The organism is Pseudomonas sp. RW10S2 (assembly GCF_014268985.1).
GTDB classification, from domain to species: domain Bacteria; phylum Pseudomonadota; class Gammaproteobacteria; order Pseudomonadales; family Pseudomonadaceae; genus Aquipseudomonas; species Aquipseudomonas wayambapalatensis.
In genome coordinates this window covers 17,506-40,924 of sequence record NZ_JABWRO010000011.1, presented here as the reverse complement: position 1 = coordinate 40,924, position 23,419 = coordinate 17,506, and the positions used below count along the sequence as shown (strand labels likewise).

Here is a 23,419-nt window from a genome sequence, read left to right as displayed (position 1 = left end):
CTACAGCCTAGGCGTTTTTGCCACATTCGAACGACCTTGCCACAAACATGGTCCACACTTGCATGCTTGCCTTCAGGGAGACCCGCACCATGAGCGACCGCTATCTCGGCTTTGCCAACTCCAACCTCGGCCGCCGCCTGGTCGACGCCCTCGGCCTGCCGCGTCCGGCGCCGCTGGAGCGCTGGCAGGCCGGGCGCCTGCGCCCGATCGAAGGCGCACTGGTGCTGGGCGGCGGGCCGCTGGTGCGCAAGGTCGAAGCCATCGCCCCGGCACTCACCGACGAGTGCTACAGCTTTGCTGGCGAAAACCTCGCAGCCCCCGCCTGGGTCGCCGGGCTCGGCCCGAAACTCAAGGCAGTGGTGTTCGATGCCAGTCATCTGTCCGACAGCGATGAGCTTCGGCAGTTGCGCGAATTCTTCCAGCCGCTGCTGCGCAGCTTGGCGCCCTGCGCCCATGTAGTGATCCTCGGACGCCCTCCCGAACAGGTCGAAGCGCCCCAGGCCAGCGTCGCCCAGCGTGCCCTCGAAGGCTTCAGCCGCTCGCTGGCCAAGGAGCTGCGCAACGGCGCAACGGCCCAATTGCTGTATGTCGCTTCCGGCGCGGAGGATCAGCTCGAAGGTGCGCTGCGCTTCTTCCTTTCACCCAAGAGCGCGTTCGTGTCCGGGCAGGTCCTGCGCCTCGAAGCCTGTACAAGCCAGGTACAGGACTGGACTCGGCCCCTGGCCGGCAAGCGTGCGCTGGTCACCGGCGCCGCCCGTGGCATCGGTGCGTCCATCGCCGAGACCCTGGCCCGTGACGGCGCCGAGGTGGTCCTGCTGGACGTGCCGCCGGCACAGAAAGACCTCGATGCCCTTGCCGCACGTATCGGCGGCCAAGCCCTGGCGCTGGATATCTGCGCCAGCGACGCCGCAACCCAATTGCTGGAAGGCCTGCCGACGGGCATCGACATCGTCGTGCACAATGCCGGTATCACCCGCGACAAGACCCTCGCCAACATGACTCCGGAGTACTGGGACGCGGTCATGGCCGTCAACCTCAAGGCCCCTCAAGTGCTGACCCAGGCCCTGCTCGACGCCGGCCAGTTGCACGACAATGCGCGCATCGTGCTGCTCGCCTCGGTCAGTGGCATCGCCGGTAACCGTGGCCAGGCCAACTACGCCGCGAGCAAGGCCGGCCTGATCGGCTTCGCCCAGGCCTGGGCGCCGAGGCTTGCCGAGCAGGGCGCCAGCATCAATGCCGTGGCCCCCGGTTTCATCGAAACCCACATGACCGCCGCCATGCCCATGGGTCTGCGCGAGGCTGGCCGTCGCCTGAGTTCATTGGGCCAGGGTGGGCGCCCACAAGACGTCGCCGAGGCCGTCGCCTGGCTCGCCCAGCCCGGCACTGGTGCGGTCAGCGGCCAGTACCTGCGCGTCTGCGGGCAAGCACTGATGGGGGCATGAACATGAACCGGACATGGCAGGACCTGCACACCCCCGAGACCCGCACCAGGCTTTATCTGCGAGCGCTCGGCAAGCGCAAGATCAGTGGCGACCGCCTGCCCACAGGTGGCCTGCGCTGCTTCCTGCGGGTCGACCCAACGAACCTTGCGGCTTATCGTCGCCTGTGCCACTTCAGCGACGAGGGTCGCCTGCCGCCTACCTATCCGCACGTGGTCGCGTTCAACCTGCAATTGCAGCTGCTGACCGCCAGCGACTTTCCCTTCCCGCTACTCGGGCTGGTGCACCTGCACAACGAGATCCAGGTGCTGCGCCCACTGGGCGCCATCGAGGGCCTGCGCTTTGCCGTGCATGCCGACAACCTGCAGGCACATGCAAAGGGTGGCACCTTCGACCTGATCACCGAGGCCCACGACGGGCTGGGGCTGCTCTGGCGCGAAACCAGCCGCATGCTTGTGCGAGGGCTGAAGCTCGAAGGCGAAACGGACCAGAGCAACGATGAGCCGACCAGCGAAGCGCCGGAAGTGACGCGCTGGTACGCCGACAGCGATATCGGCCGACGCTACGCCAAGGTCTGCGGCGACTACAACCCCATCCACCTGAGCGCGGCGAGTGCCCGGCTGTTCGGTTTCCCCAAGGCCATTGCCCATGGCATGTGGAACAAGGCCATGGCGCTGGCGGCGCTGCGCGGGCATCTGCCGGTGGCGGGTTATGGGTTCGCGGTGGATTTCCACAAGCCGGTGCGCCTGCCGTCGGAGGTGGTGCTCGGCGCAAGTGCCGCAGGGCCACAAGGGCAACTCAATCTGACGGGACACGGGGGCCTGCTGCACATGACCGGCAAATGGAGCGCCCTGTAACCGGTCAAGCGCGCGCTGAGCCCTCCCCCTTTGCCCCCAACAATGGCCTCCAATTCACTTGATTTGCTCCCTGGCGCACCTGAAGCTATGCGCCAGAAGGAGAGCCCTCGATGAACCTGCAAGAACTGACCGATCGCCTGCACCAGATCCGCGACAACAACGACTGGCGCGGCTTCCACAGCCCTAAGAACCTGGCCATGGCCGCCAGCGTCGAGATGGCCGAGCTGGTGGAAATCTTCCAGTGGCTGAGCGAAGACCAGTCACGCCAGCTTGCCCCCGAGCAGCTCGCCCACGCCGGCCAGGAAGTCGGCGATGTGGTGCTCTATCTGTTGCTGCTGTGCAGCGAGCTGGGGCTGGACATGGAAAGCGTGGTGCGGGCCAAGCTCGCCGACAGCGAGAGGCGCTTCGCCCGATGAACGACCGTCATTTCGATGAGCTGGCCAGCCGCTTCGCCGAGAAAATCTACGGCGGGGCCAAAGGCGCGATCCGCCTGGCGGTGTTGCAGGCCGACCTGGCCGAAAGCCTGCCCGACCGCCCCCTGCGCATCCTCGACATTGGCGCAGGCCTGGGACACATGGCGTTGTGGCTGGCGCAGCGCGGGCACCAGGTGACCCTGGCCGAGCCCGCCGTGCCGATGCTCGACGGCGCCCGCGCGCGCTTCGCCGAGGCCAACCAACCCGCCACCTTCATCCAGGCCCCCTGGCAGGACCTGCTCGGTCAGCTCACCGAGCCCTTCGATGTGGTGCTGTGCCACGCGGTGCTCGAATGGCTGGCCGAACCGCACAGCATCCTGCCGGTGCTGCACCAACTGACCGCGCCGGGTGGCTGGCTGTCGCTGGCGTTCTACAACCGCGACGCGCTGGTCTACCGCAACTTGCTCAAGGGTCACTTCCGCAAGCTGCGCAGCGACCGTCTGGCCGGGGAAAAACAGAGTCTCACCCCGCAAAAACCCCTTGATCCGCGAGAACTGCGAGCGCAACTTGAACCCTTGTGGCAGGTCGAAAGCGAGAGTGGCGTGAGAGTGTTCCACGACTACATGCCCAAGGAGTTCCAGGACAAGGCCGAACTGCTCGACCTGCTGGAAATGGAACTGGCCCACCGCCGTCACCCAAGCTTCGCCGGGCTCGGCCGTTACCTGCACTGGACCTGTCGCCCACGCTGATCTCGCCTGCCGGGAGGAATACATGCCGTACCGTCTGTTGTGCCTGGCCTTGCTCCCCTTCGCCCTGGCGGCGTGCCAGAGCAGCAATCCCTATGTCGCCAGTTCCCGGCCACTGCCACCGGCTCCGCCCCAGGCCGCGACCACATTCGACGCCAGCGCCTACCCGGCCGCGCCACGCGACTATGGCCGCTACCGCAGCTGGAGCTGGCGCAACGGCCAGTTACCCAGCGGCAGCGCCAATGCCGACCCTGCGCAACTGGCCGATGCCATCAGCGGTGCGCTCGACCAGCACGGCCTGCGCCCGGCACGCGGCGCCAGCGGCGACCTGCTGGTCAGCGCCAACCTGCGCCTGGAACGCCGCCTGCGCCAGGTCCGCGATTACGACTACGACCCCTACTATGGCCCTGCCCCCTACGGCGGCATCGGCTATGGCGGCTACCGCAACGGCTATGGTGCCTACGGCAGCGTACCGATCGTGCGCACCTACGAAGTCGAGGTGATGGTGGTGCGCATCGACCTGTTCGATGCCCGCAACGGCCAGCCGGTGTGGAGTGCCAGCGCCGAAAGCGGCAGCGACAAGGGCTCGCCACGGGACCGTGAAAACGCCCTGCGCGAGTCGGTGCGCAAGGCCCTCAGTGGCTACCCTCCCAGTTAACGCGTCAGGAGAATCATCATGTTGCGCCGTCTCGTTCTGCTGTCCTTCGCGTTGCTGGTCGCTGCCTGCTCCAGCAACAACGTCACCCAGGATTTCGATGCCAGCCGCGACTTCGCCGCCTACCGCAGCTGGGCCTGGCAGGAACCGGCGCTGCAGTATCGCCCGGACGATCCGCGGATCAAGAGCGACCTCACCGAGCAGCGCATCCGCCAGGCCGTGGCCGACCAGCTCGACCAGCGCGGCCTGCGCCCGGCCCCGGGCAGTGCCCGGGCGGATGTCAGGGTGCGTGCCTACCTGATCGTCGAAGACCGCCAGCAACAGATCACCACCAACTACGGCGGTGCCTGGGGCGGCTATTGGGGAGGCTACTGGGGTGGGCCGATGTACAACGAGACCCGCAGCGTCGACTACAAGGTGGCGACCATCCAGGTGGACCTGTTCGATGGCCGGGACGGCAAGCTGGTCTGGCGCGGCAGCGCCGAACAGGTCATGAACAACTACCCGCCGAGCCCGCAGGAGCGCAACGCCGCGATCCAGAATACAGTGACCCAGGTGATGAGCAACTACCCACCGCACTGAAACCCAACGCCTATCTGTAGGAGCGGCGGTTCGCCGCTGCGATGGTCCCGCGAACACGGGCGTAGCCCGTGCCAGGCAGCGCGGTGTTTTTTTCGCGGGCAAGCCCGCTCCTACAACCGGGCGGCGTGAAGGCTGAGAAAAGGCAAGATGCCATCACCGTGACTACACTCCTGTAATCGCAATCGCGATGCCGGCCTTCGGCCTGCAAAGGAGTGCCCGTGGTTTCCTCTTCCGCTGCGCGCCAACGCGGCGCGATCGGCCTGATGGCCGTGATCACCCTCGGTATGGCCCTGCTGTTCCTGCTGCTGGCAATCGACAGTGGGCGGCTCTACCTCGAACAACGCAAGCTGCAGCGCATCGCCGACATGGCGGCGCTGGAAGCCGCCGGGCAGTTCGCCGTGTGCATCGGCACCGGCCCACAGGCCACTGCGATCGCCCGTACTGCTGCCACCCGCAACGGACACGCCCCTGGCAACCCACTGCAGGCCACTTGCGGCTACGTGCAGACCGGCGCCAACAGCCTGCGCAGCTTCACCCGCGACGACAACCGCAACGAAGCGATCCGGGTCGATGTCAGCAACACCGTCACCACCAGCGTCGCGGCGGGGGTGTATGCCCTGATCCAGGGCAATGGCGTGCCGCTGACCACCACCCTGCAAGCCCACGCTGTCGCTTCAGCGCCGCTGCCGCCGCAGGCAATGCTGAGTATCCGCACCACTCTCGCCACGGTCGATTCGCGTCAGTCGGTGCTGCTCAATGCCCTGCTTGGCGCCCTCGGCGGTGGCGTGCAACTGGACCTTGCCGGCTGGAAAGGCATCGCCGCCACCGACATCAAGCTGCTCAGCTACCTCGACCAATTGGCAGTCGACCTCAATCTCACGGTTGGCGACTACAAGCAGCTGCTCAACGCCAACGCCACCGCCACCCAACTGCTGCAGGCGGCGGTCAAGGTGTTGCAACAAAGCGGCGCGGCGCTGGAGGTGGTGACCAACCTGGGCAAGGTCGCCCTGGGGGCCGGCAACGGCACGCTGGTGCGCCTGGGCGATATCCTCGACATCCAGAACGGCACCGCCCAGGCTGGCCTGGATGCCAGCATCCAGTTGCTGCAACTGGTCCAAGGCGTGATCCAGCTGGCCGCCAGCGAAAGCGCCGCCAACGTAGACCTGCCGCTCAACGTGCTCGGCCTGGTCAACGGACGGGTGCGCCTGAAGGTCATCGAGCCGCAGCAGATCTCCTCGGTCGGAGACCCGCGTACCGACGAACTGCGCGTACACACTGCCCAGGTGCGGGCGATGATCTCCCTCGACCTGCCCTTGCTCGATGGTATCTTCGGCCTGGTCAACGCCGTGCTCGAACTCGCCGCACCGCTGACCAACGTGATCAACAACCTGCTCAGCCTGAACCTCGCCGCCACCGTGCAATCGGTGCTCTGCCTGCTCGGCGTGCCCTGTACGGTCAGCGATATCGTCCTGGTGCCCGGCAAGCTGCACCTGGATATCGGCCTTGAAGTCGCCGAAGCCAGCACCCGCCTGAACCCTGCAGCCCCCGATACCTTCAGTTGCTCACCCAAGCGCCTGACCACCCGCAACCAGAGCTCGGCGGTCAAGATCGCGGTGGGCCAGTTCGCCTCACCGGATGAGTTCTTCACCAACGGCACTACCGCCGTGAAGGCGCTGCCGCTGATCGACATCGGCACCAAGCGCTGCACCCGGCTGTTGATCCTGCCGCTCGGCAAATGCGAGGAGCGCATCCCCTTCGTCGGCGGCGGCGTCGGCCTGCGTGTGGACAGCAAGGTGCTGGGCAGCGGCGCCCAGGAGCGCGCACTGACCTTCCAGGCCCCTACCAGCGTGCCGCCGAACATCGGCCTCAAGCCTGCCTACCTGCCCATGAGAACCGCCAATGACAACGTGGTCGGCAGCCTCAGCGACACCCTGCTGGGCATTCAACTGGAGGCCTACCGGCCCACCGCCAACAACAGCGGCCTGGGCCAGGTGCTGGTGCTGGTGGGTGGGGTGCTCGATGGCGTCAAGGCCATACTCGAGCCGCTGATCAAAGGCCTGCTCAGCCCGCTGCTCGACCCCTTGCTGAACGTGCTGCTGAAAGTGCTGGGCATCGACCTGGTCAACGCCGAGGTCGGCGCCAACCTCAGTTGCTCGACAGGCCGTGCTCAACTGGCACTGTAGAGCGGCAGCAGTATGCAAAAGCACGCGCCCTCGGGGCCGTTGAGTGCCTCGAGGCTGCCGCCCATGGCCTCGACGATGCCATGGCTCACCGACAGTCCCAGGCCCGTGCCGACACCCGCGGGCTTGGTGGTGAAGAATGGCTCGAAGATGCGTCCGAGCAGGCGCGGATCGATGCCGCCCGCGTTGTCCTCGACCCGCAGGCAGACGCGCCCCTCGACCTGCTGTTGGCTGACCCGGATGGCCGGTGCCAGGGCTTGGCGTTCGAGCAACGCGTCGCGGGCATTGATCATCAGGTTGATCAACACCTGCTCGAGCTGGTCCTGATGCCCCTGCACCGCCAACGACGACTCGGGCGACGCGATATGCACGGCCACACCCTTGCCCCGAAGCCCCTCGGCCAGCAACGCGACCGCACCCTCCACCGCGTCCCAGGCCACGAACACCTGACGCTCCGGTTCAGAGCGACGGCCATAGACACGCATGTGCTCCACCAGCCGTGCCGCCCGCTCCACCTGGGCCTCGATACGGTGCAGCTTGTCGGTCAGGTAATCGGTGTCCGCTGCGCCGTTCTCCAGGCGCTTCAAGGTATTGGCCACAGCCATGCGCATCACGTTCAGCGGCTGGTTGATCTCGTGCACCAACCCGGTCGCCAGCTCGCCGAGGGTCGCCATCTTCGCCCCCTGCAGCAACTGGCGCTGGCTGCGGCGCACCTCGGTGTTGTCCCGCCCTACCGCCTGGATTTCCAGGAGCTGCCCCTGCGCGTCGAACAGGCCGCGGTCAGCCCACACCCACCAGGCGTTTTCCCGCCCCGGCAGCTGCAGGCAGACTTCTGCATTGCTCAAGGGGCGCTCCGGGGTCAGCGTTGCCAGACGCTGAAGGAACGCGCTGCGTTGAGCGTCGGACATCCACTGGCCAAGGTTCATGCCGGCAAGCTGCTGCGGCGCACACTCCAGATGGTCGGCCAGCGGACGGTTACCGAACAGCAGTTCGAGGTCGGGACGATAGCGGCAGATCATCGCCGGCGAATCCTCCACCAGCACCCGGTAGCGCTCCTCGCTGTGGCGCACGCGCTCGGCGGCCTCGGTCGCCTCACTGACATCCAGCCACAGCCCGACCACCTCCACAGGCTGACCGAGGTCGTCGCGCAGCAGACGGGCTTCATCGAGTACCCAGTGATAGCCGCCCGCCTGGTCGCGCAGACGATAGCGACAGCGCGCCTGGCCATCGCGCAGCAGCGTACGCGTGCGCTCCAGCCACAGGCTGCGGTCATCGGGATGCACTGCCAACCCCGGCTGACGGGCCAGTTCGCTGTCGCTGGGCCAGCCCAGCATCGGCGCCAGGCTGGCACTGAAGAACTCGCTGTGCAGCGCACCCTCGGCATAGCGCTGGATGTAGATCACTGCCGGTGAGCTGGCGATCAGGTTCTCCAGCCGTGCACGGGCGGCGCCCGCCTGCAGCTCCTGGGCCTTGAGCGCGCTGATGTCGAGCAGAAAGCCGCGCACCTGGCGACCCTGCAGTTGCCCCACCCAGTGCAGCCAGCGTGGGCTGATCTGAGGGGCGTGCTCCTGCAGGCGCAGACTGAGGCTCAGGGCACGGCCTTCGAGCAGTTGCTCGAGCGCCAGTTGCGCGGCCTCGCGATCTGCCGGGTGCACCCGCGCCAGCCATTGCTCGACGGTGATTTCACGTGGCAGGTCGACACTGGCCGCCAAGGCTGGGTCCAACTGCAGCGGCCCCTGCAGTGGCCACTCCCACCAACCGGCGCCCAATTGCCGCTGCAGCGCGTCGAGGTGCTGGTCGCTGCACTGCAACTGGCGCTGCCGAAGGCGCGCCAGCAACGGGTCCAGCAACGCCTGCAAGAGCCACTCCTGCGCCTCGTGCACAGGCGGCGTCCCGCTCGCCACACACAGCACGCAGGCCTGGATATCCGGCCCCAGCCGGTAGGGCAGCAGCGACACCGGCAAACCGCCGCACAATACTTGCAACTCGGAGCGCTCGGACGCATCGAGTTCACCCCGTAGCGCGAACCTCTCAAGCCAAGGACGCAGCTGCCCGTCGTCGGCCCAGGGCCAGTCATCGCCACTGTCGGCATGACTGCGCCAGACGCCGGCCTCAAGCAGCATCAGGCGCACCGAATCGACCTGCCAGTGCTCGACCAGGCGCCGCAACTGCTCGCCGGTGACCTGCGCCAGGCGCTCCTCGCCACACTCGCGCACCGCACGGCCGATGTCGCCAGCCAGGCGCTGCAGGCTCAAGCGTTGCGCTTCGTGGTCATGCGCGCGCAACAGGTCGCCGATATCGAACAACTGCAGCAACCAGCCCTCGGCCTGACGCTGCAGCCAACCGCGAGTGTGCAGCGTATGGCCGTGCACGGTACGAAAATCCAGATCCAACGGCTGCCCCTGCCAATCGGCAGGATCGCCTTCGAGTACCAGCCAGCTATGGTGCTGCAGGTAGTCCTGCACCCGTGTGGCGTGGTGGGTCGGCATGGCCAGCAGGGTGCGCAGCGGTCCGGACAGACGCAGCACCTGGCCCCGCTCGTCGAGCCACACTTGCAGGCCAACCGCCAACGGCGCCTCGGCCACCGCTGCCTGGCCCCCCAACCAGCGATCGAACACGCCACTCACAGCTGCAGGCTCGCTTGGGCCTGCAGGCGCTGGGGCAGCCGCGGCACTTCGCCGATCAGCGGCAGCACCAGCACCGGCATGACATTGGTCAGTTTGTTTTTCGGGTAATCGATGGTCACGGTCAGCAGGTTACCGGGCGCCAGTACGATCCGCGCATCGGTGGCGGGCTGAAAGTCCAGTGCAGCGGGCATCCAGCTCAGTTGCTGGGTGATCACCTGGCGCGCCAGGTTCTGCACATCGGTGGCATAGGTGGCGCTGTTCGGGTCCAGCGCCACGCAGCGGCGCACCGCCTCGCTGCTGGCCTGGTTGAACGACTGCAGCATGAGCATCGGCAGGCTGTAGCTGACCAAGCCATAGAACACCGCGAAGAAGATCATGAAGACTGCGACAAACTCGATGGCTGCCGCGCCTTTTTGCCGTACTGCCGGGCTTGCTCGCATGATCACGTCTACCCTGACTAGAAGTCCTGAGTGACAGCATAGAACCCGCTCAACGAATAGGGATGGCCATTTGCCAATGCAAAGCATTGTTCTCCTGATGTGGCTTGCCTTGTGCACCGAACAAGATGTCCGTGAACGACAGATCTCCAACACCCTGACCCTGGGTGTCGCAGCCTGCGCCCTGGCCTGGCTGTTCGCCACCGGGCACAGCTGGATCGGTGCCGATGCCAGCGATGCGGGCTGGGCCTTGGCCATCGTCATGCTGCTGACCCTTCCCGGCTACATGCTCGGCCGCTTCGGCGCCGGTGATGTGAAACTGCTCGGCGCCCTGGCTCTGGCCACCAGCCACCAGTACGTGCTCGGCACCTTCATCGGTGCAGGCGTGACAGTGCTGGTGTGGATGCTTGGCCGACGCCGCCTGTGGACCCTGGCCAACCCCAAGGTGAAGAAGCGCCTGCAGCGCCTGGCCGAACAGGTGGGCGACAAGCAACCGTTCGCACCCTACGTGCTGGCCGGGTTTCTCCTGACCGCTGTCTGGATCCAATGAATGACCAGTGGGTCGATTCCGCGTGTATAGACCTTGTACATAATTGCAAAGTGCGACTACTTTTCTAAACGGCCAGGCTGTCTGGCCAACGGAGCGGGGCCCGTACCAACAGGGAGTTGAACGTGAACAAGTCTGCTAGTGAGGTGAAAGTACTGGTTGTGGACGATCAGCCGTTGATCGTCGAAGAGCTTTGCGAATATCTCGAAAGTGCGGGCTACCACTGTGTGCCGGCGCACTCCACCGCGCAGGCCATCGAGCGCTACGGCGCGGACGAGTCCATCGGCCTGGTGCTGTGCGACCTGCACATGCCCGAACAGGACGGCATCGCGCTGATGCGCGCACTGAAGAACATCGCCGGGCAGCAGCGGCTGTTCGAGGCGATCATGCTGACCGGCCGCGCCGACAAGCAGGATGTCATCCGCGCCCTGCGCGAAGGATTTTCCGATTACTACCAGAAGCCCATGGACCTGCCAGAGCTGCTCGAAGGCCTGCGCCGCCAGGAAGCAGCGCTGATGGAGCGGCGCCGCAACTTCCGCGAGCTGGGCAGCCTGAACCAGCGCCTGCAGGAGCTGGCCGAATCCATCGACGACCTCTACCACGACCTGGAAAAGGCCCGCGGCCAGGGCACTCATCGCCGGGCCGGTGACGTGGAAGAACTCGAGGGCGAGCTGCCACCGGTGTTCGAAAAGCTCTCGCCGCGCCAACTGGAAGTGGCCAAGCTGGTCAGCAAGGGCAAGACCAACTACCAGATCGCCTGCGAGCTGGGGATCACCGAGAACACGGTGAAACTCTATGTGTCGCAGGTGCTGCGCCTGACCCACATGCACAACCGCACCCAACTGGCCCTGGCCCTGACGCCGCGCTCATCGGCGCTGCACCAGCGGTTCACTACCCACTAGGCCGTTCACAGCTGCAGGCGCGGTGGTCCGCCGCGCCTGCAGGTCTCGCGCTCAGTTGTTCGAAGACGTCACCTTGGTCCAGCGATAGAAGTCCGGGATCACGTACTTGTAGGTGTCCAGCCAGCGTTGCATCGACTGGTCGCGCTCCCGGGCCGTCTGCACCTGCAAACGGTTCGACGCCTGCTCACCGCTGGACTGCACTCGCAGCAACGCCTCGGTGGCCGTCTGCGCCTCTGGCTGGCGAGGTGGCTCCTGGGCCATCGCCAATGACACGCCGGCACACCCGGCAAGCACCATCAGATACCTGAACATGACCACCCTCCTCCCGCTCAATTGACCACCGCCTCGGCACCATTGGCCAAGGCAATGGGTCCACGCCCGGTGGATTTCACCTGCCTGGCCCGCGCCTGGGCATCGGCGAACTGCTCGGGGCGCAAGTGCAGGCGGCCGACCAGATCGGTCGCCTGTTGCCAGTTGTCCTGTACCAACGACAGGGTCACCAGGTTGACCGCCGCCAAGGTGTTGTCATTCTTCAGCTCGATGGCCGTGAGAAACTCGAAGCGTGCCTGCTCGTAGCGCCCCAGGTTCATCAGCACCACGCCAAGATCGTTGCGCACGCGCTCGTCAGTGGGCGCCAGGCGCACCGCGCGCTGCAGGTTCTGCAAGGCCTGCGCATCGTCGCCACGCGCCGAGGCGAGCTGGCCCAGCCCATGTTCACCTTCGGCCGCCAGGCAGCCACCCAGCAGGCTGCGGTACAAGGGCTCGGCCTCGCTGCGTCCCAGCAGGCGCGAGACCCTGGCCTTGCGCAGACGCACCTGGTCGAGGGTGTTGGGCAGCTGCTCGAGGTGAGCCAGGCTGGCGTGCGGTCGTCCCTCGTTGAGCATCTCGTCCGCCAGGTTCAACGCCAGTTGCTGGTCGGCATCCGGCTTGCTGCAGCCCGGGCCGCCGAACAATGCCCCCAGCCCCTGCGTCGACTGCCCGGCACAACCGCCCAGCAGCAGCATGCCGGTGAACAACAGGATCTTTTTCATCCTTCTCCTCCTAGACGCCCAAAGCCCGTGCCAACGCAGTAAAACCTGGCCCGGCCAGGACGATGAGCAAGGCCGGGAACAGGAACACCATCATCACCGCCGACATCTTTGCCGACATCTTCGACACCCGCTCCTGCAAGTGCGTGAGGCGTCGATCGTCGAGCAGCGCCTTGAGCGCCAGCAGCGACTTCATCCCGCCACTCCCCTGCACCAGCAACTGCTGAAGGATCACGCAAGTGTCGGAGAACTCATCCACTGCCAGCACCTGCGCAGCTTTCTCCAGCTCCGGGCCGAGCGACAGCCCTGAATCCACCCGCTGCAACACCTGACGCAGCTCCTCGCTGATCTCGGGCACCAGTGTCCGCCCTTCCTGGCTGAGCACACGTAACGCCTGCTCCACGGCCAGCCCCGTCTCGAAGAGGATGCGCAGCAGCGGAATCATCAGGCTGACCTCCTGCGCGATACGCTGTTGCCGGCGCGTAGCTGCCAGCGCCAACAGGCGCTTGGGCAACAGGTAGCCGATCACCAGTGCGCACACCGGCAGCACCAGCCAATGCAGGGCATCGACGCCGATGAAGGCATGCTGCAGCAACGCCAGCCCCATGGCCAGCAACGGCAATCCCAGTTGCACGGCGGCGAACAGCGCGCGCTGGCGACTGCGACGCCAGCCAATCCGCTCGAGCAGGCCATGGGTTTCCCCGTCGAGCGTCTGCAAGCGTTGCCCCAGCGGGCTGCTGCCCAGCCAGTGGAGCATGTCGCCCAGGCGTTCCTCGCGGGCCAGGCGCCCTTGCAGGCGCCGCGCAACCAGATAGCGCGCACGTAACTGGCGCGAGGCCTGCAGCCCCAGCAACAGGGCGGCGACAAGCAGGCACAGCGCGCAAATCAGCAGGGCCATGTCAAAGACTCCTCATCATGCGCCACAACACCAGGCAGCCGAGCGCCTGCAGGGCAAAGGCCAGGAACAGCAGCCACTGCCCGCTGCTGTCGCGCCACAGGCTCATCAGGTAGTTAGGGTTGACCGTCAGGAAGTAGCCGACCATGAACAGCGGCAAGGCCCCCAGCACCCAGGCGGTGACGCGGGTTTCGCCGGTCATGGCCTTGAGCTGGCGCGCGCCCTGCTCGCGTTCGCGGATCAGCTTGATCAGGTTTTCCATCAGCTCGCTGGCATTGCCGCCGTAGCGCTGGTTGATGCGCAGGCCCAGGGCGAACAGGCGCAACTCGTCCTGGTCGTACAGCTCGGCCAGCTCGCTCAGCGCATCCTCCAATGGCACGCCCATCTGCACATTGCGGCGCACACGGCCCATGGTCGAATGCAGCGGTTCGCGCGTGCCGTCGATGCCGCCGAGCACCGCATCGCTCAGGGTCCGACCGGCCTTGAGGCTGCGCACGCTGTAGTCGAGCAGACCCGGCAGTTGCTCGACGAGCTGACGCATGCGCCGGCGGCATCGCCAACTCAAGTACAGATAGCCCGACAGCGGCGCACCGAGCAGCACCATCAGGCCGGCCAGCCAACCGGCCAGCAGCATCGCCAGCAATGCCAGCGCGCCCCACATCAGCAACCAGCGCTGCAAACGCACATCAGCGCTGACCAGGCCGGCCCGCTGCAGCAGCGGGTCGAGCCAGTCGCGCCGGGCGCTGCCCGTTCGAATCGCCTGGTAAGCGCGCCCCAGACGCTGCAGGACGCGCTCCTCGCCGCGCTTGTACAGCCCCAGGCGAAACAGCAGCAGGGCGCACCCCAGAAGCAGCGGTGCCAGCGCCAGCAGCAACGGCCCGATCACGCCACACCGTCCTGGCGCAGCTTGCTGCCTGCCGGGTTCGGCGCCTCGCGCAGGAAGGTCTCACCACCGCGCCGGTCGAAGCGGAACAGGGTGTTGGTCACATACACATCCTCACGTATGCCGACCACCTCCAGCACTTCGCTGACGCAACGCCGACCATCCGGCAAACGCGTCAACTGGATCACCACATCCAGTGCCGCGCAGATCATCTGGCGCAAGGTCTTCTCGGCGATCTGCCGGCCACTGAGGCCGACCAGGGTTTCCAGGCGCAGCAAGGCATCCTGCGCGGTGTTGGCGTGCACGGTGCTCATCGAGCCGTCGTGGCCGGTGTTCATCGCGGTGAGTACATCGAGCACCTCGGCGCCGCGGATCTCGCCAAGGATGATGCGGTCAGGACGCATGCGCAGGGCGTTGCGGATCAGCTCGCTGGGCTTGATCTCGCCATGGCCCTCGGCGTTCGGTGGGCGGGTTTCCAGGCGCACCACGTGGGGATGATGCAGTTGCAGCTCGGCAACATCCTCGATGGTCACCAGGCGCTCGCGCGGCGCGATCATCTGGCTAAGGATGTTGAGCAGCGTGGTCTTGCCGGTGCCGGTGCCGCCGCTGACCAGGATGTTGCAACGACGGCCCACGGCGCGTTCGAAGAAATCGAAGATGGCTTGATCGATCGCGCGTGTAGCCAGCAGGTCGGCACTCTTGAGCATGTCCTGGCGGAACTTGCGGATCGACAGGCACGGCCCGTCCAGCGCCACTGGCGGGATGATTGCGTTGACCCGGCTGCCATCGGGCAGGCGCGCATCGACCATCGGTGAAGATTCGTCCAGGCGTCGCCCCAGGGGCGCGAGGATACGCTGCATGACCCGCTCGACATGGTGCGCATCGATGAAGCGCAGGTCGGTCTGCTGCAACAACCCGGCCCGCTCGACGAACACCCGGTGCGGGCCGTTGACCAGGATCTCGGTGACGCTGGCATCGCGCAGCAGCACTTCCAGCGGGCCGAAGCCGGTGAGTTCATCGACCAGTTCCTCGGCCAGGCGCTCCATTTCGTAGCGCGACAGCGCCAGGCGCAAGCGCCCGACGTAGTCTCCCACCTGCTCGAGGACGAACTGGGTCAAGGCCGGGCGTGCGCCTTCGAGCAGGTTGCGTCCGCTGTCCTCGATGGCGTCGATCGCAAAGCGGTGCAGCGCTCGCTTGAGCGCGTGGGGGTCGCCCGACGCGTGGCGCTGACCGCCAAAGGGCTCATCGCCACTCATTTGCTACCCCACAGCCGACGCAGCCAGGGGAAGCTCGGTGGGGCGAGGTTTTCCGAGCGCCGCGCCAGGCGTTCGCCGAGGGCACGCAGGGCCTGGGTCAGGCCTTCGCGCGGGGCCAGCTCGAACAGGCTCAGGCCCTGGTTCTTAACGTTCAGGCGCACTTCGGGGCAGTCCGGCATCACCTTGAGCAGCGGCAGGCCATAGCGTTTGGCGAGCGCCTCGGCATCCGGGGCGACATTGCGCAGGAAGCGGTCCACCAACAAGCTGGCATGCTCAAGCTTGATGCCGCGGTCGCGCCACAGTTCGAGGACTTCCAGGTTGCGCCGGCAGTCCAGGATGTTCTGGTCGGTGTAGACGATCAGCTTGTCGCAATGGCTGACGATGGTGCGCAGCGCTTCGCTGTCGGCGTGCCCAGTCAGGTTCACGACGATGTGCTGGAAGTGCTGGCGCAAAGCACTGAGCAGCATGTACAGCTCGGCGGCGCTGGTCTGGCGCAGCGGATCATCGTTCTCGGCATAGCTCAGCAGGCGCAGGCCACCCTTGTCGCGGGTGAAGGCACTGTCGATCAGCGTGGTGTCGAGGCGGCGCAGGTGGCGCAAGGCATCGCCGAAATAAAATGATGCCTCCAGCCCGAGCAGGGCCAGGCTGTCGCCACGTGGCAAGCCGAGGTCGAGCAGCAAGGTCTGCTGGCCGCTTTCCTGCACCACCCGCGCCAGGTGGGTGGTCAGCAGCGCACCATCGGCGCCGCGCTGGGCGCCATAGAGCACGGTCAGGCCACCCAGGCTGGGGTTGCTGGTGACCGTCGGCAGGCGCTTGCCGAGCCTGCGCACCAGCCCGGCCACCTCGCTGGCACGCGAGCCGTAGGCGACGAAATCCCGCGCGCCGGCGCGCATGGCGTGCAACACCAATTGATTGTCCATGCCATCGCCCAACGCGACGATGGCCAGCATCGGCTTGGCCTCCAGCACCCCTTCGATCAGCGCACACTGGCTGACCAACTGCTCGCGGTCGAGGCCGATGAACACCAGGTTGCTGAACGTCACATCCACCAGCGCCAGCAATTCGTCGAGGGTGCCAGCGCTGGCGCCGATCACCTGCCCCTGCGGCGCCAAGGCGTCCTGCAACCATTGCAGGTCATCTTCGTTGCGGGTGATGGCCAGGTAGGTCTGGTTGAGGCTGTCGTTCATCGTGATAACCCCCCATGGCCTTCGAAGTTGCCGTTTTCCAGGAAGAACAGCTGGCCCCAGCTCGGGTCGTAGGTGCGCAGCGCCTCACCCGGCAACTGCGGCAGGCGCGCATTGGCCGCCAGCGGCTGGACCAGGTGCGGGGTGACGATCATCAGCAGCTCGGTCTCTTCACGCACCAGCGCCGACTGGCGGAAGAACGCGCCGAGGATCGGCAGGTTGCCCAGGCCGGGGAGCTTGTCTACCGAGGAGCGGGTGTTGTTGCTGACCAGGCCGCTGATGATGAAGCTCTCGCCATCGGCCAGGGAAATGCTGGTGTCGGTGCGGCGCACGCTCAGCCCTGGCACCAAGGTGCCGGCGATGTTTACCGCGTTGTTGTAGTCCAGCTCGCTGACCTCGGGGGCAACCTTCAGGGTGATGCGGTCGCGGCTCACCACGGTCGGTGTCAGCGCCAGGCGCACACCGAACTCCTTGTATTCGATCGACACGTTGTCGCTGCCGGAGCTGGGCACCGGGACCGGAATCTCGCCACCGGCCAGGAAACTGGCAGTCAGGCCACTGAGCACGGTGAGGCTGGGACGCGCCAGGGTGTAGGCGAATCCGCTGTTCTCCAAAGCGTTGATCGCCGCCAGGAACTTGCTGCTGCCACCGCCCCAGACGATGTTGAAGACGCCGTTGTCCAGCGGAATACCGGGGCGCACATCGGCGTAGGTCACCGAGTTGGGCGTGGTGCCGGTTTGCACACCGGGCACGTAGTCAGGTCGCACGGTGGTGTTCGGCACGGTGCCAGGCGAACCGAACAGGCTGTTGTTAGAGCCTTTGAAGAACAAGCGCGCCCCCGCCTCCTTGTACTTGCTGCGGCGCACTTCGACGAAGCGGATATCGGCCTGCACCTGGCTTGGCAACTGCGCATCCTGGGACGGCAGCAGGCTGCCTTCCGTCATGTCGGCACTGGCGCGCCCCTTGACGAACAGCATGGCCCGGTGCGGCGCCGACGCACAGGCGGTCCACAGCATCAACGTGGTATTGCCCGGCCCCACGGCGGTCAACAGCACCGCACGATCGCCGCTGGCCTGCACGTCGGCGACTTTGGGCTCACCCACCGCCACCCGGCTGATCGCCAGCGGCAGGCGCAGTTCCTGCTGCAGGCCCTGGTCCATCTCGATCACCGAGGGCAACTGGCCGAAAGCCTCGCACCCTTTCACCGCCGCCTGGGCGTGGGGCAGCCATGCCGCCAGAAGCAGTGCACAGCACGCATCTCGGAAACTACGCTCGGAACGTCGCATCGCTGCATCCTTGCCTGGTCAGGGGGTCTTGTCGGTGTCGGCAGCCTTGGCGCCACGAATGATCTGCATGCTGGGCGCAGCGGTGGCAGGAGCAGCACTGGCCACGGGAGACTGGGACAATTGGCTGAAGCGATAGAGCTCGCGCCCGGCGCTCTCGACCTGCGGCCGCGCCTCAGGTTCGGCCCAGTAACGGGCCAGGCGCTGTTCATCGGCGCTGCGTACGGCCAGGCGCAGGGTGCCGGCCTGGGCAGCGAGCATCAGGCGGCTGGCCAGCGCCTCTGGCACGGCCAAGGTCACGGTGCGGGTGCCGCCGGCGCTGCCTTGGCTCCCGTGCTGTTCGCGCCGAGCCGTTTCTTCCTCGACGGTTTGTGCCGGGCGACCATCGTTGGCCAACCCCATCTGCTCGCCGACACTCAGCACGCGCAGGGCCGGCAACACCACCTGAGCTGAAGACTGTGGGTTGTTGTTCTCCTCGCGAAGAAACAGCAACACATCCACGTAGTCGCCCGGGCGCAGTTGCCCGGCAGCCCCCACCACATCATCGACGCCCACGGCCACCGCGCGCTCATGGGCACGAATCATCCGCGCCAATGGCCCGCCCGCCTGGAAGCTCGCCTCGTCCAGCCAACTGCCTGCCGACAACGGACGCGCGCTGGAGCGACCGAGCACCTGGTCGATGCGCTGGAACGAACCGGCAGGCACCACCTGCAGGCGCTCGAGCAACACATCGTCCTCGGTCAGCGGCGTGTTCGCCGGTAGCGCTCTGCGCAACACGACGATGGAGGTACGTGCCGGCTCAGGCGGTTGGGGAGGTGCGACGATCACCTCGGCAGGCGCCTCGGCAATCGTCGGGGCAGGAATGACGGGGGGTGTGGCCGGGCGGCTGAGCACCAGCCCCCAGTAACCTGCGAGCAAGGCGCCGAGTAGAAACAGGACAGCCAGGGCCATGGTCAAGCGACTGCTCATCTCCGCCTCCCTGCGCTATTGCCGTGATGGCAAAAGGTAACTATTTCGCTATTGAACGGTAGCGCAGACCTCACCGTTCGCCATGAGCGGAAACGGGATTTTTTCGTCTGGCACGCGGACTTGCAGGGAAAACAGGCACTTAGAAAAAGCCTTGGCTTCCAATACTTTAGGGTTAATGCCTTTTTACATTTGCAGGCTTCGCCAGCTTGGCAATTCTATGATGGCAAATGGACGTTACTTAGCCGCGTCCTTACCCCGCGCCCTCGGCGCAAGGAGATGTGCCATGCAACTGCAGCAGATCCTTCAGCACTGCAAGAACTTCATTACTCGCAAAGACGGCGCTTCCGGTATCGAGTACGCGTTGATTGCCGCAATGGTCGCGGTGGTGCTGGTGCCGTTCGTACCCGCGATCTCCGGCAAGATCACCACGATGTTCACCGCCATCTCCGGGGCGCTATGACCTTGAGCAGCACGCCGCAGCATAACGCCAGGCGAACAGGAGCCAAGCATGTCGAACTCTTCCTCGCGCCAGCAGATTCTTTTGGTGGACGACGAGGAAGAGGCATTGCAGGAGCTGGCTGAACTGCTGGAGAACGAAGGTTTCAAGTGCCACACCGCAAACTCGGTGAAGGCCGCCCTGCAACAGCTCACCCGCTACCCTGATGTGGCCCTGGTGATTACCGACCTGCGCATGCCCGAAGAAAGCGGCATCGGCCTGATCAAGCGCCTGCGCGATCACACCGCCCGCCAGCACCTGCCGGTGATCGTCATGTCCGGCCATGCCGACATGGACGACGTCAGCGACCTGCTACGCCTGCATGTGCTCGACCTGTTTCGCAAACCGATCTACCACGCCCGCTTGCTGGAGACACTCGACAACCTGTTTCCCAAGGCGGTGATGCAGGTGGTGGGGCGGTAGGCCGCAGGAGCAGCCTCCCCTACAACTGATAACTGAAACTCACCGTAAACCGCGGCCGCCGGTTCAGGCTGTCGAGGGCGATGTCCGACATGGGTTTGGCCACCTCCAGCGCGATGTTGTAATAGCGCGCATCGCCAAACCGCACCCCCACCGCCGCCGACGACATCTTCGCCTTCTGCACCTCCAGTTCGTTGAACCAGGCTCGCGCGGCATCGAGCACCACATAGGGCTGCAGCACCTTCAGCCACTGGCCCTCGCGCTGGATGCTGTAGTTCAGCTCGTAGGCCAGGCCCCAGCCCTTGTCGCCGGACGCCTGGTCACTGGGGTAGCCACGGCCGAAGTTCTGCCCGCCGAACACCGCCCGTTCGCTGTCGGGCAAACTGTCGTTGCTCCAGTACCCGGCAGCGGACACGACGCCCTGCCAGTGCTCGAGGAAATTGTCGCTCTGCACGCCGGACAGGCGCAGGCGCAGGAAATCCAGGTCATAGCCTGCATTGGTGCGTGCGCCAAAATGGTCGAGGCCCTGGTAGACCCCGGCGCTGAGGATGCGCAGGCGCCTGGCCTCGGCCTTGCGCCAATCGCCCTCGAACGACAGCGCGCGAATGTCGGTGTGGCTGTCGAGCTTTAGCGGGAAACCCACGACCTGGTAGTCGATCTGGTCATTGACCGCATAGAAGCGCCCGACCACATCCAGCCATTCGGTCGGCGAGGCGATCAGCGCCTGGCTGAGCCCGATCGAGTAACGCTCGTTCTCGCGGTGCTGGGTCAGGTCGATGCCGTTGCCCAGGCGAATGCGCGCCTTCGGGTCGCTGCGATAGCGCGATGCCGACAACAGCAGTTGCGTGCCTTCGTCATCCACGAACTGGCTGTAGTCGAGGCGGTAATAGTGTTCCTTGTCCTCGCCCGGCGGCACCAGCACGCTGGCGCTCAATTGCTCGGCGAAGCGGGTCTGGGCATTGCTGCTGGCCCCCAGCAGCGCCTGCAGGTCGTCACGGTTGCCATCGCTGAGGTTGAGGGTCGTGGTGAAGGGCTTGCGCGAAGCCTGGGCGATCAGGCGCGTGGCGCCGTCGGTGGTGCCCGGCGGCGGCACCTGGGCCTGGAAGGTGACGCCGGGGATACGGCTGATCAGGCTGGTGTAGCGCTCGAAGGTCTTGCGCGTCAGCGGCCGCTCGGCCTTGAGCTTGTTCACGAGGCGCTCGACATAGCCCGACGCGGACCCGATATCGCCCTGAACCTCATAGTCGCGGATGTAACCTTCCACCAGCACGACCCGCACGCGGCCATCGGCGAAGTCTTGCGGCGGAAGATAGGCGTAGGACAACAGGTAGCCGTCCTGCTGATAGCGCTGAGTCAGGCGTCGGGTGACCTCGATCAGTTCAGCGAGGGTCACGCTGCGGTCGAGTATCGATTGGTAGTGCTCGCGCAGATCCGCCAAGGGGTAGACGGTCCCGCCCTCGAAACGCACCTTGCGCACCAGGACCTGGGTGTTCATCTGCAAGGGCGCCTGCTGGGGTGCGGCGGGCGCCGGCACATTCAGCCCGGGCTTACCGGGACGGTAGGCGTCCACCGGCAGGTTCGGCGTGGGCAGGCGGCGTTCGGTTTCGTTGCTGTTGAGAAAACTCGGCAGGGGTTCGGCGCGGGCCACGCAGGCCCAGGACAGCGCCAGCATCGTCACCAGCAGTGAACGCATTCGGACACTCCATGATCCTGTGGAACCCAGGGCGCCCGGTTCGAGCGCCCCTTGTCAATGCAAGCGTAGGTGCTGAGCAGGCTGTCGTCTAACCAGGCGCCCGGCGGATCCACGAAAAAAATCCGCCGGGCAGTGGATCAACGCTGCGCGCCACCCAAGGCCCCGGTCACACCACCGAGTACGCCGCCGAGCCCACCTCCCTGGCCAGCACCGCCATTGACCAGCGTGCCGGCCTGGCCAACGGTGCCACCGACTGCGCTGACCGTCGCGCCCACCTGGCTGACTACCGGGTTGCCAGTGGCCGCGCCGAGCTGGCTGCCTGCACTGGCCACCGCACCACCCACCTGATTGAGCAACCCGGCGACCGGCGCACCGACGCCCGTCGCAGCGCCAACCTGCTGGGTGACACTGGCCACGCCACTGACGACCGGCGCCACACCGGCGCTCACCTGTTGCGTTACCGCTGCCACCGGAGCACCTGCTGCAGTATTGGTGACGCCATTGCCACCGAGCACGGTGCCGAGCGCAGCAACGGTATTGCCAACCTGCCCCGTGCTGCCACCTGCCGACACCACTGCCGGATTGCCAGTGCCCGCCGCCAGCCCGCTGCCCGCGCCAGCCACCACGCCGCCGACGGTTTCCAGCAGGCCCGTGCGTGCACCGCCGGTTGTCGGGGCCAGGCCGCTGGTGGTGCTGACAGTGCTGCCTACGTTGCTCACCGCTTGCCCGAGCGTACTGGTCAATGGATTACCGTTGCCGGCACCTGCAACCTGTTGCCCGGCCTGGTCGAGTGCACCGCCGACCTGGTTGAGGGTCTGGTTCAGCGGGCCTGCGAGCCCGGTTTGTCGGGTGACGTTGGCGGTGGTGTTTTCCACCAGCGATACCACCGGTACCAACGCATTGCTCACCCCTTGGGTGGCACCAGCCAGCGGCCCGTTGGTGCCGATGGGGGTCAGCGTGTTGCCCAACATGGTGACGGCCTGGCCGACACGGTCTACACCTTGCCCGGCGCCTGCCACCACTTGATTGACCAACGGAATCTGCTCGACCGGTGAATTCGTTGCCAGCCCACCTACGCCCTGCCCCAGGCCGGATACGCCGGTCCCCAGGTTGGAGGTGGCCGCACCCACCACGCCCAGCGTGGTACCGACGGCATTGTTTCCGGTGCCCAGTTGCCCAAGGCCCTCGCTCAGGCCGGAGCCGACACTGCTGACTGCATCACCCGTGGACGACACCAGCGAACCCACGCCGCCGGTCAACGAAGTGTTCCCCGCCACAGGCAGCGAGCCGATCACCTCACCCAGGTTGCTGACACCATCGCCCAGGCCGGAAACGGTATTGCCGACCTGGCCGACGACCTGACCGGTGACCAGCGGAGTCGGCGTATTACCGCCACCGGTACCACCATCACCACCGCCTGGCGTTCCGCCACCGTTACCAGGATTGGTACCACCGCCTCCCGTACCATCTCCTCCACCACCAGTGCCACCACCAGTGCCACCGTTGCCTGCGCCGTTGCCACCACCCGCCATACCGCCGCCATCACCACCGCTGCCGCCCGTTCCGTCGGAGCCGCCGCCTGCACCTGCACCAGCGCCACCATCGGCGGACGAGCCATCAACCTCGCTGTGATGACCACCACCACCGCTGCTGCACCCGGCAAGCCCAAGGGCCATGACCAGCGCCAATGCCGTACTCGCTTTCATCCAAACCTGAGTTTTCATGGGCGACTCCCGCACTGCTTTGTTGTTGGATAGGCGCGCTGGCCAGGCTGGCCAGCGTTATGCCTTCAGTCAGCAGTGAAGCTCTGGCGGTTCGACGGCGGTAGGTCGTAAGTTGGTATTAATACAGCGGGATAAGGTGCTGACGCCGATAAAAAATCCATGGAATTCAGCAAGTTGAAATATTCGCCCGAATGGGTGACCGA

23 protein-coding genes are annotated in these 23,419 nt (G+C 65.9%); 11 read left to right on the top strand and 12 right to left on the bottom strand.

Annotated features, from left to right (window positions below; all coding sequences use genetic code 11):
- Positions 1 to 89 precede the first annotated feature (89 nt).
- The 7 genes from HU729_RS04390 (at position 90) to HU729_RS04360 (ending at position 6,875) form a co-directional block, all read left to right on the top strand.
- Positions 90 to 1,442 (top strand): 3-oxoacyl-ACP reductase, encoded by a 1,353-nt coding sequence (locus HU729_RS04390; protein ID WP_186708564.1) that lies wholly within the window; start codon positions 90 to 92, stop codon positions 1,440 to 1,442.
- A 2-nt stretch (positions 1,443 to 1,444) separates the two neighbouring features.
- Complete coding sequence (locus tag HU729_RS04385; RefSeq protein WP_186708563.1) at positions 1,445 to 2,296, top strand: MaoC family dehydratase; 852 nt, start codon at positions 1,445 to 1,447, stop codon at positions 2,294 to 2,296.
- A 110-nt stretch (positions 2,297 to 2,406) separates the two neighbouring features.
- The gene (locus HU729_RS04380) at positions 2,407 to 2,712 is read left to right on the top strand and encodes a MazG-like family protein (RefSeq protein WP_186666055.1); all 306 of its coding nucleotides are present in this window, start codon (positions 2,407 to 2,409) and stop codon (positions 2,710 to 2,712) included.
- Positions 2,709 to 3,458, top strand: a complete 750-nt coding sequence (locus HU729_RS04375) for a methyltransferase domain-containing protein (protein ID WP_186708562.1) — start codon at positions 2,709 to 2,711, stop codon at positions 3,456 to 3,458. Before HU729_RS04380 ends, HU729_RS04375 begins: the two co-directional genes overlap by 4 nt.
- Before the next feature lie 22 nt (positions 3,459 to 3,480).
- On the top strand, positions 3,481 to 4,113 hold the full coding sequence (locus HU729_RS04370) for a DUF4136 domain-containing protein (protein ID WP_186666051.1): 633 nt from the start codon (positions 3,481 to 3,483) through the stop codon (positions 4,111 to 4,113).
- An 18-nt stretch (positions 4,114 to 4,131) separates the two neighbouring features.
- Positions 4,132 to 4,692, top strand: a complete 561-nt coding sequence (locus HU729_RS04365) for a DUF4136 domain-containing protein (protein WP_186708561.1) — start codon at positions 4,132 to 4,134, stop codon at positions 4,690 to 4,692.
- A 218-nt stretch (positions 4,693 to 4,910) separates the two neighbouring features.
- A complete protein-coding gene (locus HU729_RS04360; RefSeq protein WP_346655286.1) occupies positions 4,911 to 6,875 on the top strand; it encodes a pilus assembly protein TadG-related protein in 1,965 nt (654 codons plus the stop codon).
- On the opposite strand, the gene HU729_RS04355 is transcribed toward HU729_RS04360, so the two are convergent.
- Together HU729_RS04355 and HU729_RS04350 are read right to left on the bottom strand one after the other, a co-directional pair.
- Positions 6,860 to 9,499: an ATP-binding protein gene (locus HU729_RS04355; protein WP_186708560.1), complete on the bottom strand. Its 2,640-nt coding sequence runs from the start codon at positions 9,497 to 9,499 to the stop codon at positions 6,860 to 6,862. The two genes, HU729_RS04360 and HU729_RS04355, sit on opposite strands and share 16 nt — an antisense overlap.
- Positions 9,496 to 9,939: a TadE/TadG family type IV pilus assembly protein gene (locus HU729_RS04350; RefSeq protein WP_186708559.1), complete on the bottom strand. Its 444-nt coding sequence runs from the start codon at positions 9,937 to 9,939 to the stop codon at positions 9,496 to 9,498. Before HU729_RS04350 ends, HU729_RS04355 begins: the two co-directional genes overlap by 4 nt.
- A 76-nt stretch (positions 9,940 to 10,015) precedes the next feature.
- Here HU729_RS04350 and HU729_RS04345 point away from each other — a divergent pair, with 76 nt between their 5' ends.
- Together HU729_RS04345 and HU729_RS04340 are read left to right on the top strand one after the other, a co-directional pair.
- Entirely contained in the window at positions 10,016 to 10,486 is a 471-nt protein-coding gene (locus tag HU729_RS04345) for an A24 family peptidase (protein ID WP_054895204.1), read from the top strand.
- 122 nt (positions 10,487 to 10,608) lie between these two features.
- Positions 10,609 to 11,385, top strand: a complete 777-nt coding sequence (locus HU729_RS04340; protein ID WP_186708557.1) for a response regulator transcription factor — start codon at positions 10,609 to 10,611, stop codon at positions 11,383 to 11,385.
- 51 nt (positions 11,386 to 11,436) lie between these two features.
- On the opposite strand, the gene HU729_RS04335 is transcribed toward HU729_RS04340, so the two are convergent.
- The 8 genes from HU729_RS04335 to cpaB are packed head-to-tail and all read right to left on the bottom strand — an operon-like array spanning position 11,437 to position 18,883.
- Entirely contained in the window at positions 11,437 to 11,697 is a 261-nt protein-coding gene (locus tag HU729_RS04335; protein WP_186666045.1) for a DUF3613 domain-containing protein, read from the bottom strand.
- Positions 11,698 to 11,714: 17 nt separating this feature from the next.
- A complete protein-coding gene (locus tag HU729_RS04330; RefSeq protein ID WP_186666044.1) occupies positions 11,715 to 12,416 on the bottom strand; it encodes a tetratricopeptide repeat protein in 702 nt (233 codons plus the stop codon).
- Positions 12,417 to 12,426: 10 nt separating this feature from the next.
- Entirely contained in the window at positions 12,427 to 13,311 is an 885-nt protein-coding gene (locus HU729_RS04325) for a type II secretion system F family protein (RefSeq protein ID WP_186708555.1), read from the bottom strand.
- A 1-nt stretch (position 13,312) separates the two neighbouring features.
- Positions 13,313 to 14,194 (bottom strand): type II secretion system F family protein, encoded by an 882-nt coding sequence (locus HU729_RS04320; protein WP_186708553.1) that lies wholly within the window; start codon positions 14,192 to 14,194, stop codon positions 13,313 to 13,315.
- On the bottom strand, positions 14,191 to 15,447 hold the full coding sequence (locus tag HU729_RS04315) for a CpaF family protein (protein WP_186708551.1): 1,257 nt from the start codon (positions 15,445 to 15,447) through the stop codon (positions 14,191 to 14,193). Before HU729_RS04315 ends, HU729_RS04320 begins: the two co-directional genes overlap by 4 nt.
- A complete protein-coding gene (locus tag HU729_RS04310; protein ID WP_186666039.1) occupies positions 15,444 to 16,634 on the bottom strand; it encodes a pilus assembly protein in 1,191 nt (396 codons plus the stop codon). The genes HU729_RS04315 and HU729_RS04310 overlap by 4 nt, the downstream gene beginning before the upstream one ends.
- Entirely contained in the window at positions 16,631 to 17,917 is a 1,287-nt protein-coding gene (locus HU729_RS04305) for a type II and III secretion system protein family protein (protein ID WP_186708549.1), read from the bottom strand. Before HU729_RS04305 ends, HU729_RS04310 begins: the two co-directional genes overlap by 4 nt.
- A gap of 18 nt (positions 17,918 to 17,935) precedes the next feature.
- Positions 17,936 to 18,883, bottom strand: coding sequence for a Flp pilus assembly protein CpaB (gene cpaB / locus HU729_RS04300; protein ID WP_186708548.1), 948 nt, complete (start codon positions 18,881 to 18,883; stop codon positions 17,936 to 17,938).
- A gap of 283 nt (positions 18,884 to 19,166) precedes the next feature.
- On the opposite strand from cpaB, the gene HU729_RS04295 reads away from it, so the two are divergent.
- Together HU729_RS04295 and HU729_RS04290 are read left to right on the top strand one after the other, a co-directional pair.
- Positions 19,167 to 19,343 (top strand): Flp family type IVb pilin, encoded by a 177-nt coding sequence (locus tag HU729_RS04295; RefSeq protein ID WP_065861672.1) that lies wholly within the window; start codon positions 19,167 to 19,169, stop codon positions 19,341 to 19,343.
- A 48-nt stretch (positions 19,344 to 19,391) separates the two neighbouring features.
- Complete coding sequence (locus HU729_RS04290) at positions 19,392 to 19,802, top strand: response regulator (RefSeq protein WP_186708547.1); 411 nt, start codon at positions 19,392 to 19,394, stop codon at positions 19,800 to 19,802.
- 19 nt (positions 19,803 to 19,821) lie between these two features.
- On the opposite strand, the gene HU729_RS04285 is transcribed toward HU729_RS04290, so the two are convergent.
- Together HU729_RS04285 and HU729_RS04280 are read right to left on the bottom strand one after the other, a co-directional pair.
- A complete protein-coding gene (locus tag HU729_RS04285; RefSeq protein WP_186666035.1) occupies positions 19,822 to 21,492 on the bottom strand; it encodes a ShlB/FhaC/HecB family hemolysin secretion/activation protein in 1,671 nt (556 codons plus the stop codon).
- A 137-nt stretch (positions 21,493 to 21,629) separates the two neighbouring features.
- Complete coding sequence (locus HU729_RS04280; RefSeq protein WP_186708546.1) at positions 21,630 to 23,216, bottom strand: collagen-like triple helix repeat-containing protein; 1,587 nt, start codon at positions 23,214 to 23,216, stop codon at positions 21,630 to 21,632.
- Between the last annotated feature and the right edge of the window lie 203 nt (positions 23,217 to 23,419).

What these genes read in the sequence shown, in the direction of transcription:
- HU729_RS04390 (WP_186708564.1), top strand. Translation starts at nt 90, where the DNA reads ATGAGCGACCGCTATCTCGGCTTTGCCAACTCCAACCTCGGCCGCCGC.
- HU729_RS04385 (WP_186708563.1), top strand. Translation starts at nt 1,445, where the DNA reads ATGAACCGGACATGGCAGGACCTGCACACCCCCGAGACCCGCACCAGG.
- HU729_RS04380 (WP_186666055.1), top strand. Translation starts at nt 2,407, where the DNA reads ATGAACCTGCAAGAACTGACCGATCGCCTGCACCAGATCCGCGACAAC.
- HU729_RS04375 (WP_186708562.1), top strand. Translation starts at nt 2,709, where the DNA reads ATGAACGACCGTCATTTCGATGAGCTGGCCAGCCGCTTCGCCGAGAAA.
- HU729_RS04370 (WP_186666051.1), top strand. Translation starts at nt 3,481, where the DNA reads ATGCCGTACCGTCTGTTGTGCCTGGCCTTGCTCCCCTTCGCCCTGGCG.
- HU729_RS04365 (WP_186708561.1), top strand. Translation starts at nt 4,132, where the DNA reads ATGTTGCGCCGTCTCGTTCTGCTGTCCTTCGCGTTGCTGGTCGCTGCC.
- HU729_RS04350 (WP_186708559.1), bottom strand. Translation starts at nt 9,939, where the DNA reads ATGCGAGCAAGCCCGGCAGTACGGCAAAAAGGCGCGGCAGCCATCGAG.
- HU729_RS04345 (WP_054895204.1), top strand. Translation starts at nt 10,016, where the DNA reads ATGCAAAGCATTGTTCTCCTGATGTGGCTTGCCTTGTGCACCGAACAA.
- HU729_RS04335 (WP_186666045.1), bottom strand. Translation starts at nt 11,697, where the DNA reads ATGTTCAGGTATCTGATGGTGCTTGCCGGGTGTGCCGGCGTGTCATTG.
- HU729_RS04330 (WP_186666044.1), bottom strand. Translation starts at nt 12,416, where the DNA reads ATGAAAAAGATCCTGTTGTTCACCGGCATGCTGCTGCTGGGCGGTTGT.
- HU729_RS04325 (WP_186708555.1), bottom strand. Translation starts at nt 13,311, where the DNA reads ATGGCCCTGCTGATTTGCGCGCTGTGCCTGCTTGTCGCCGCCCTGTTG.
- HU729_RS04315 (WP_186708551.1), bottom strand. Translation starts at nt 15,447, where the DNA reads ATGAGTGGCGATGAGCCCTTTGGCGGTCAGCGCCACGCGTCGGGCGAC.
- HU729_RS04310 (WP_186666039.1), bottom strand. Translation starts at nt 16,634, where the DNA reads ATGAACGACAGCCTCAACCAGACCTACCTGGCCATCACCCGCAACGAA.
- HU729_RS04305 (WP_186708549.1), bottom strand. Translation starts at nt 17,917, where the DNA reads ATGCGACGTTCCGAGCGTAGTTTCCGAGATGCGTGCTGTGCACTGCTT.
- cpaB (WP_186708548.1), bottom strand. Translation starts at nt 18,883, where the DNA reads ATGAGCAGTCGCTTGACCATGGCCCTGGCTGTCCTGTTTCTACTCGGC.
- HU729_RS04295 (WP_065861672.1), top strand. Translation starts at nt 19,167, where the DNA reads ATGCAACTGCAGCAGATCCTTCAGCACTGCAAGAACTTCATTACTCGC.
- HU729_RS04290 (WP_186708547.1), top strand. Translation starts at nt 19,392, where the DNA reads ATGTCGAACTCTTCCTCGCGCCAGCAGATTCTTTTGGTGGACGACGAG.
- HU729_RS04285 (WP_186666035.1), bottom strand. Translation starts at nt 21,492, where the DNA reads ATGCGTTCACTGCTGGTGACGATGCTGGCGCTGTCCTGGGCCTGCGTG.
- HU729_RS04280 (WP_186708546.1), bottom strand. Translation starts at nt 23,216, where the DNA reads ATGAAAACTCAGGTTTGGATGAAAGCGAGTACGGCATTGGCGCTGGTC.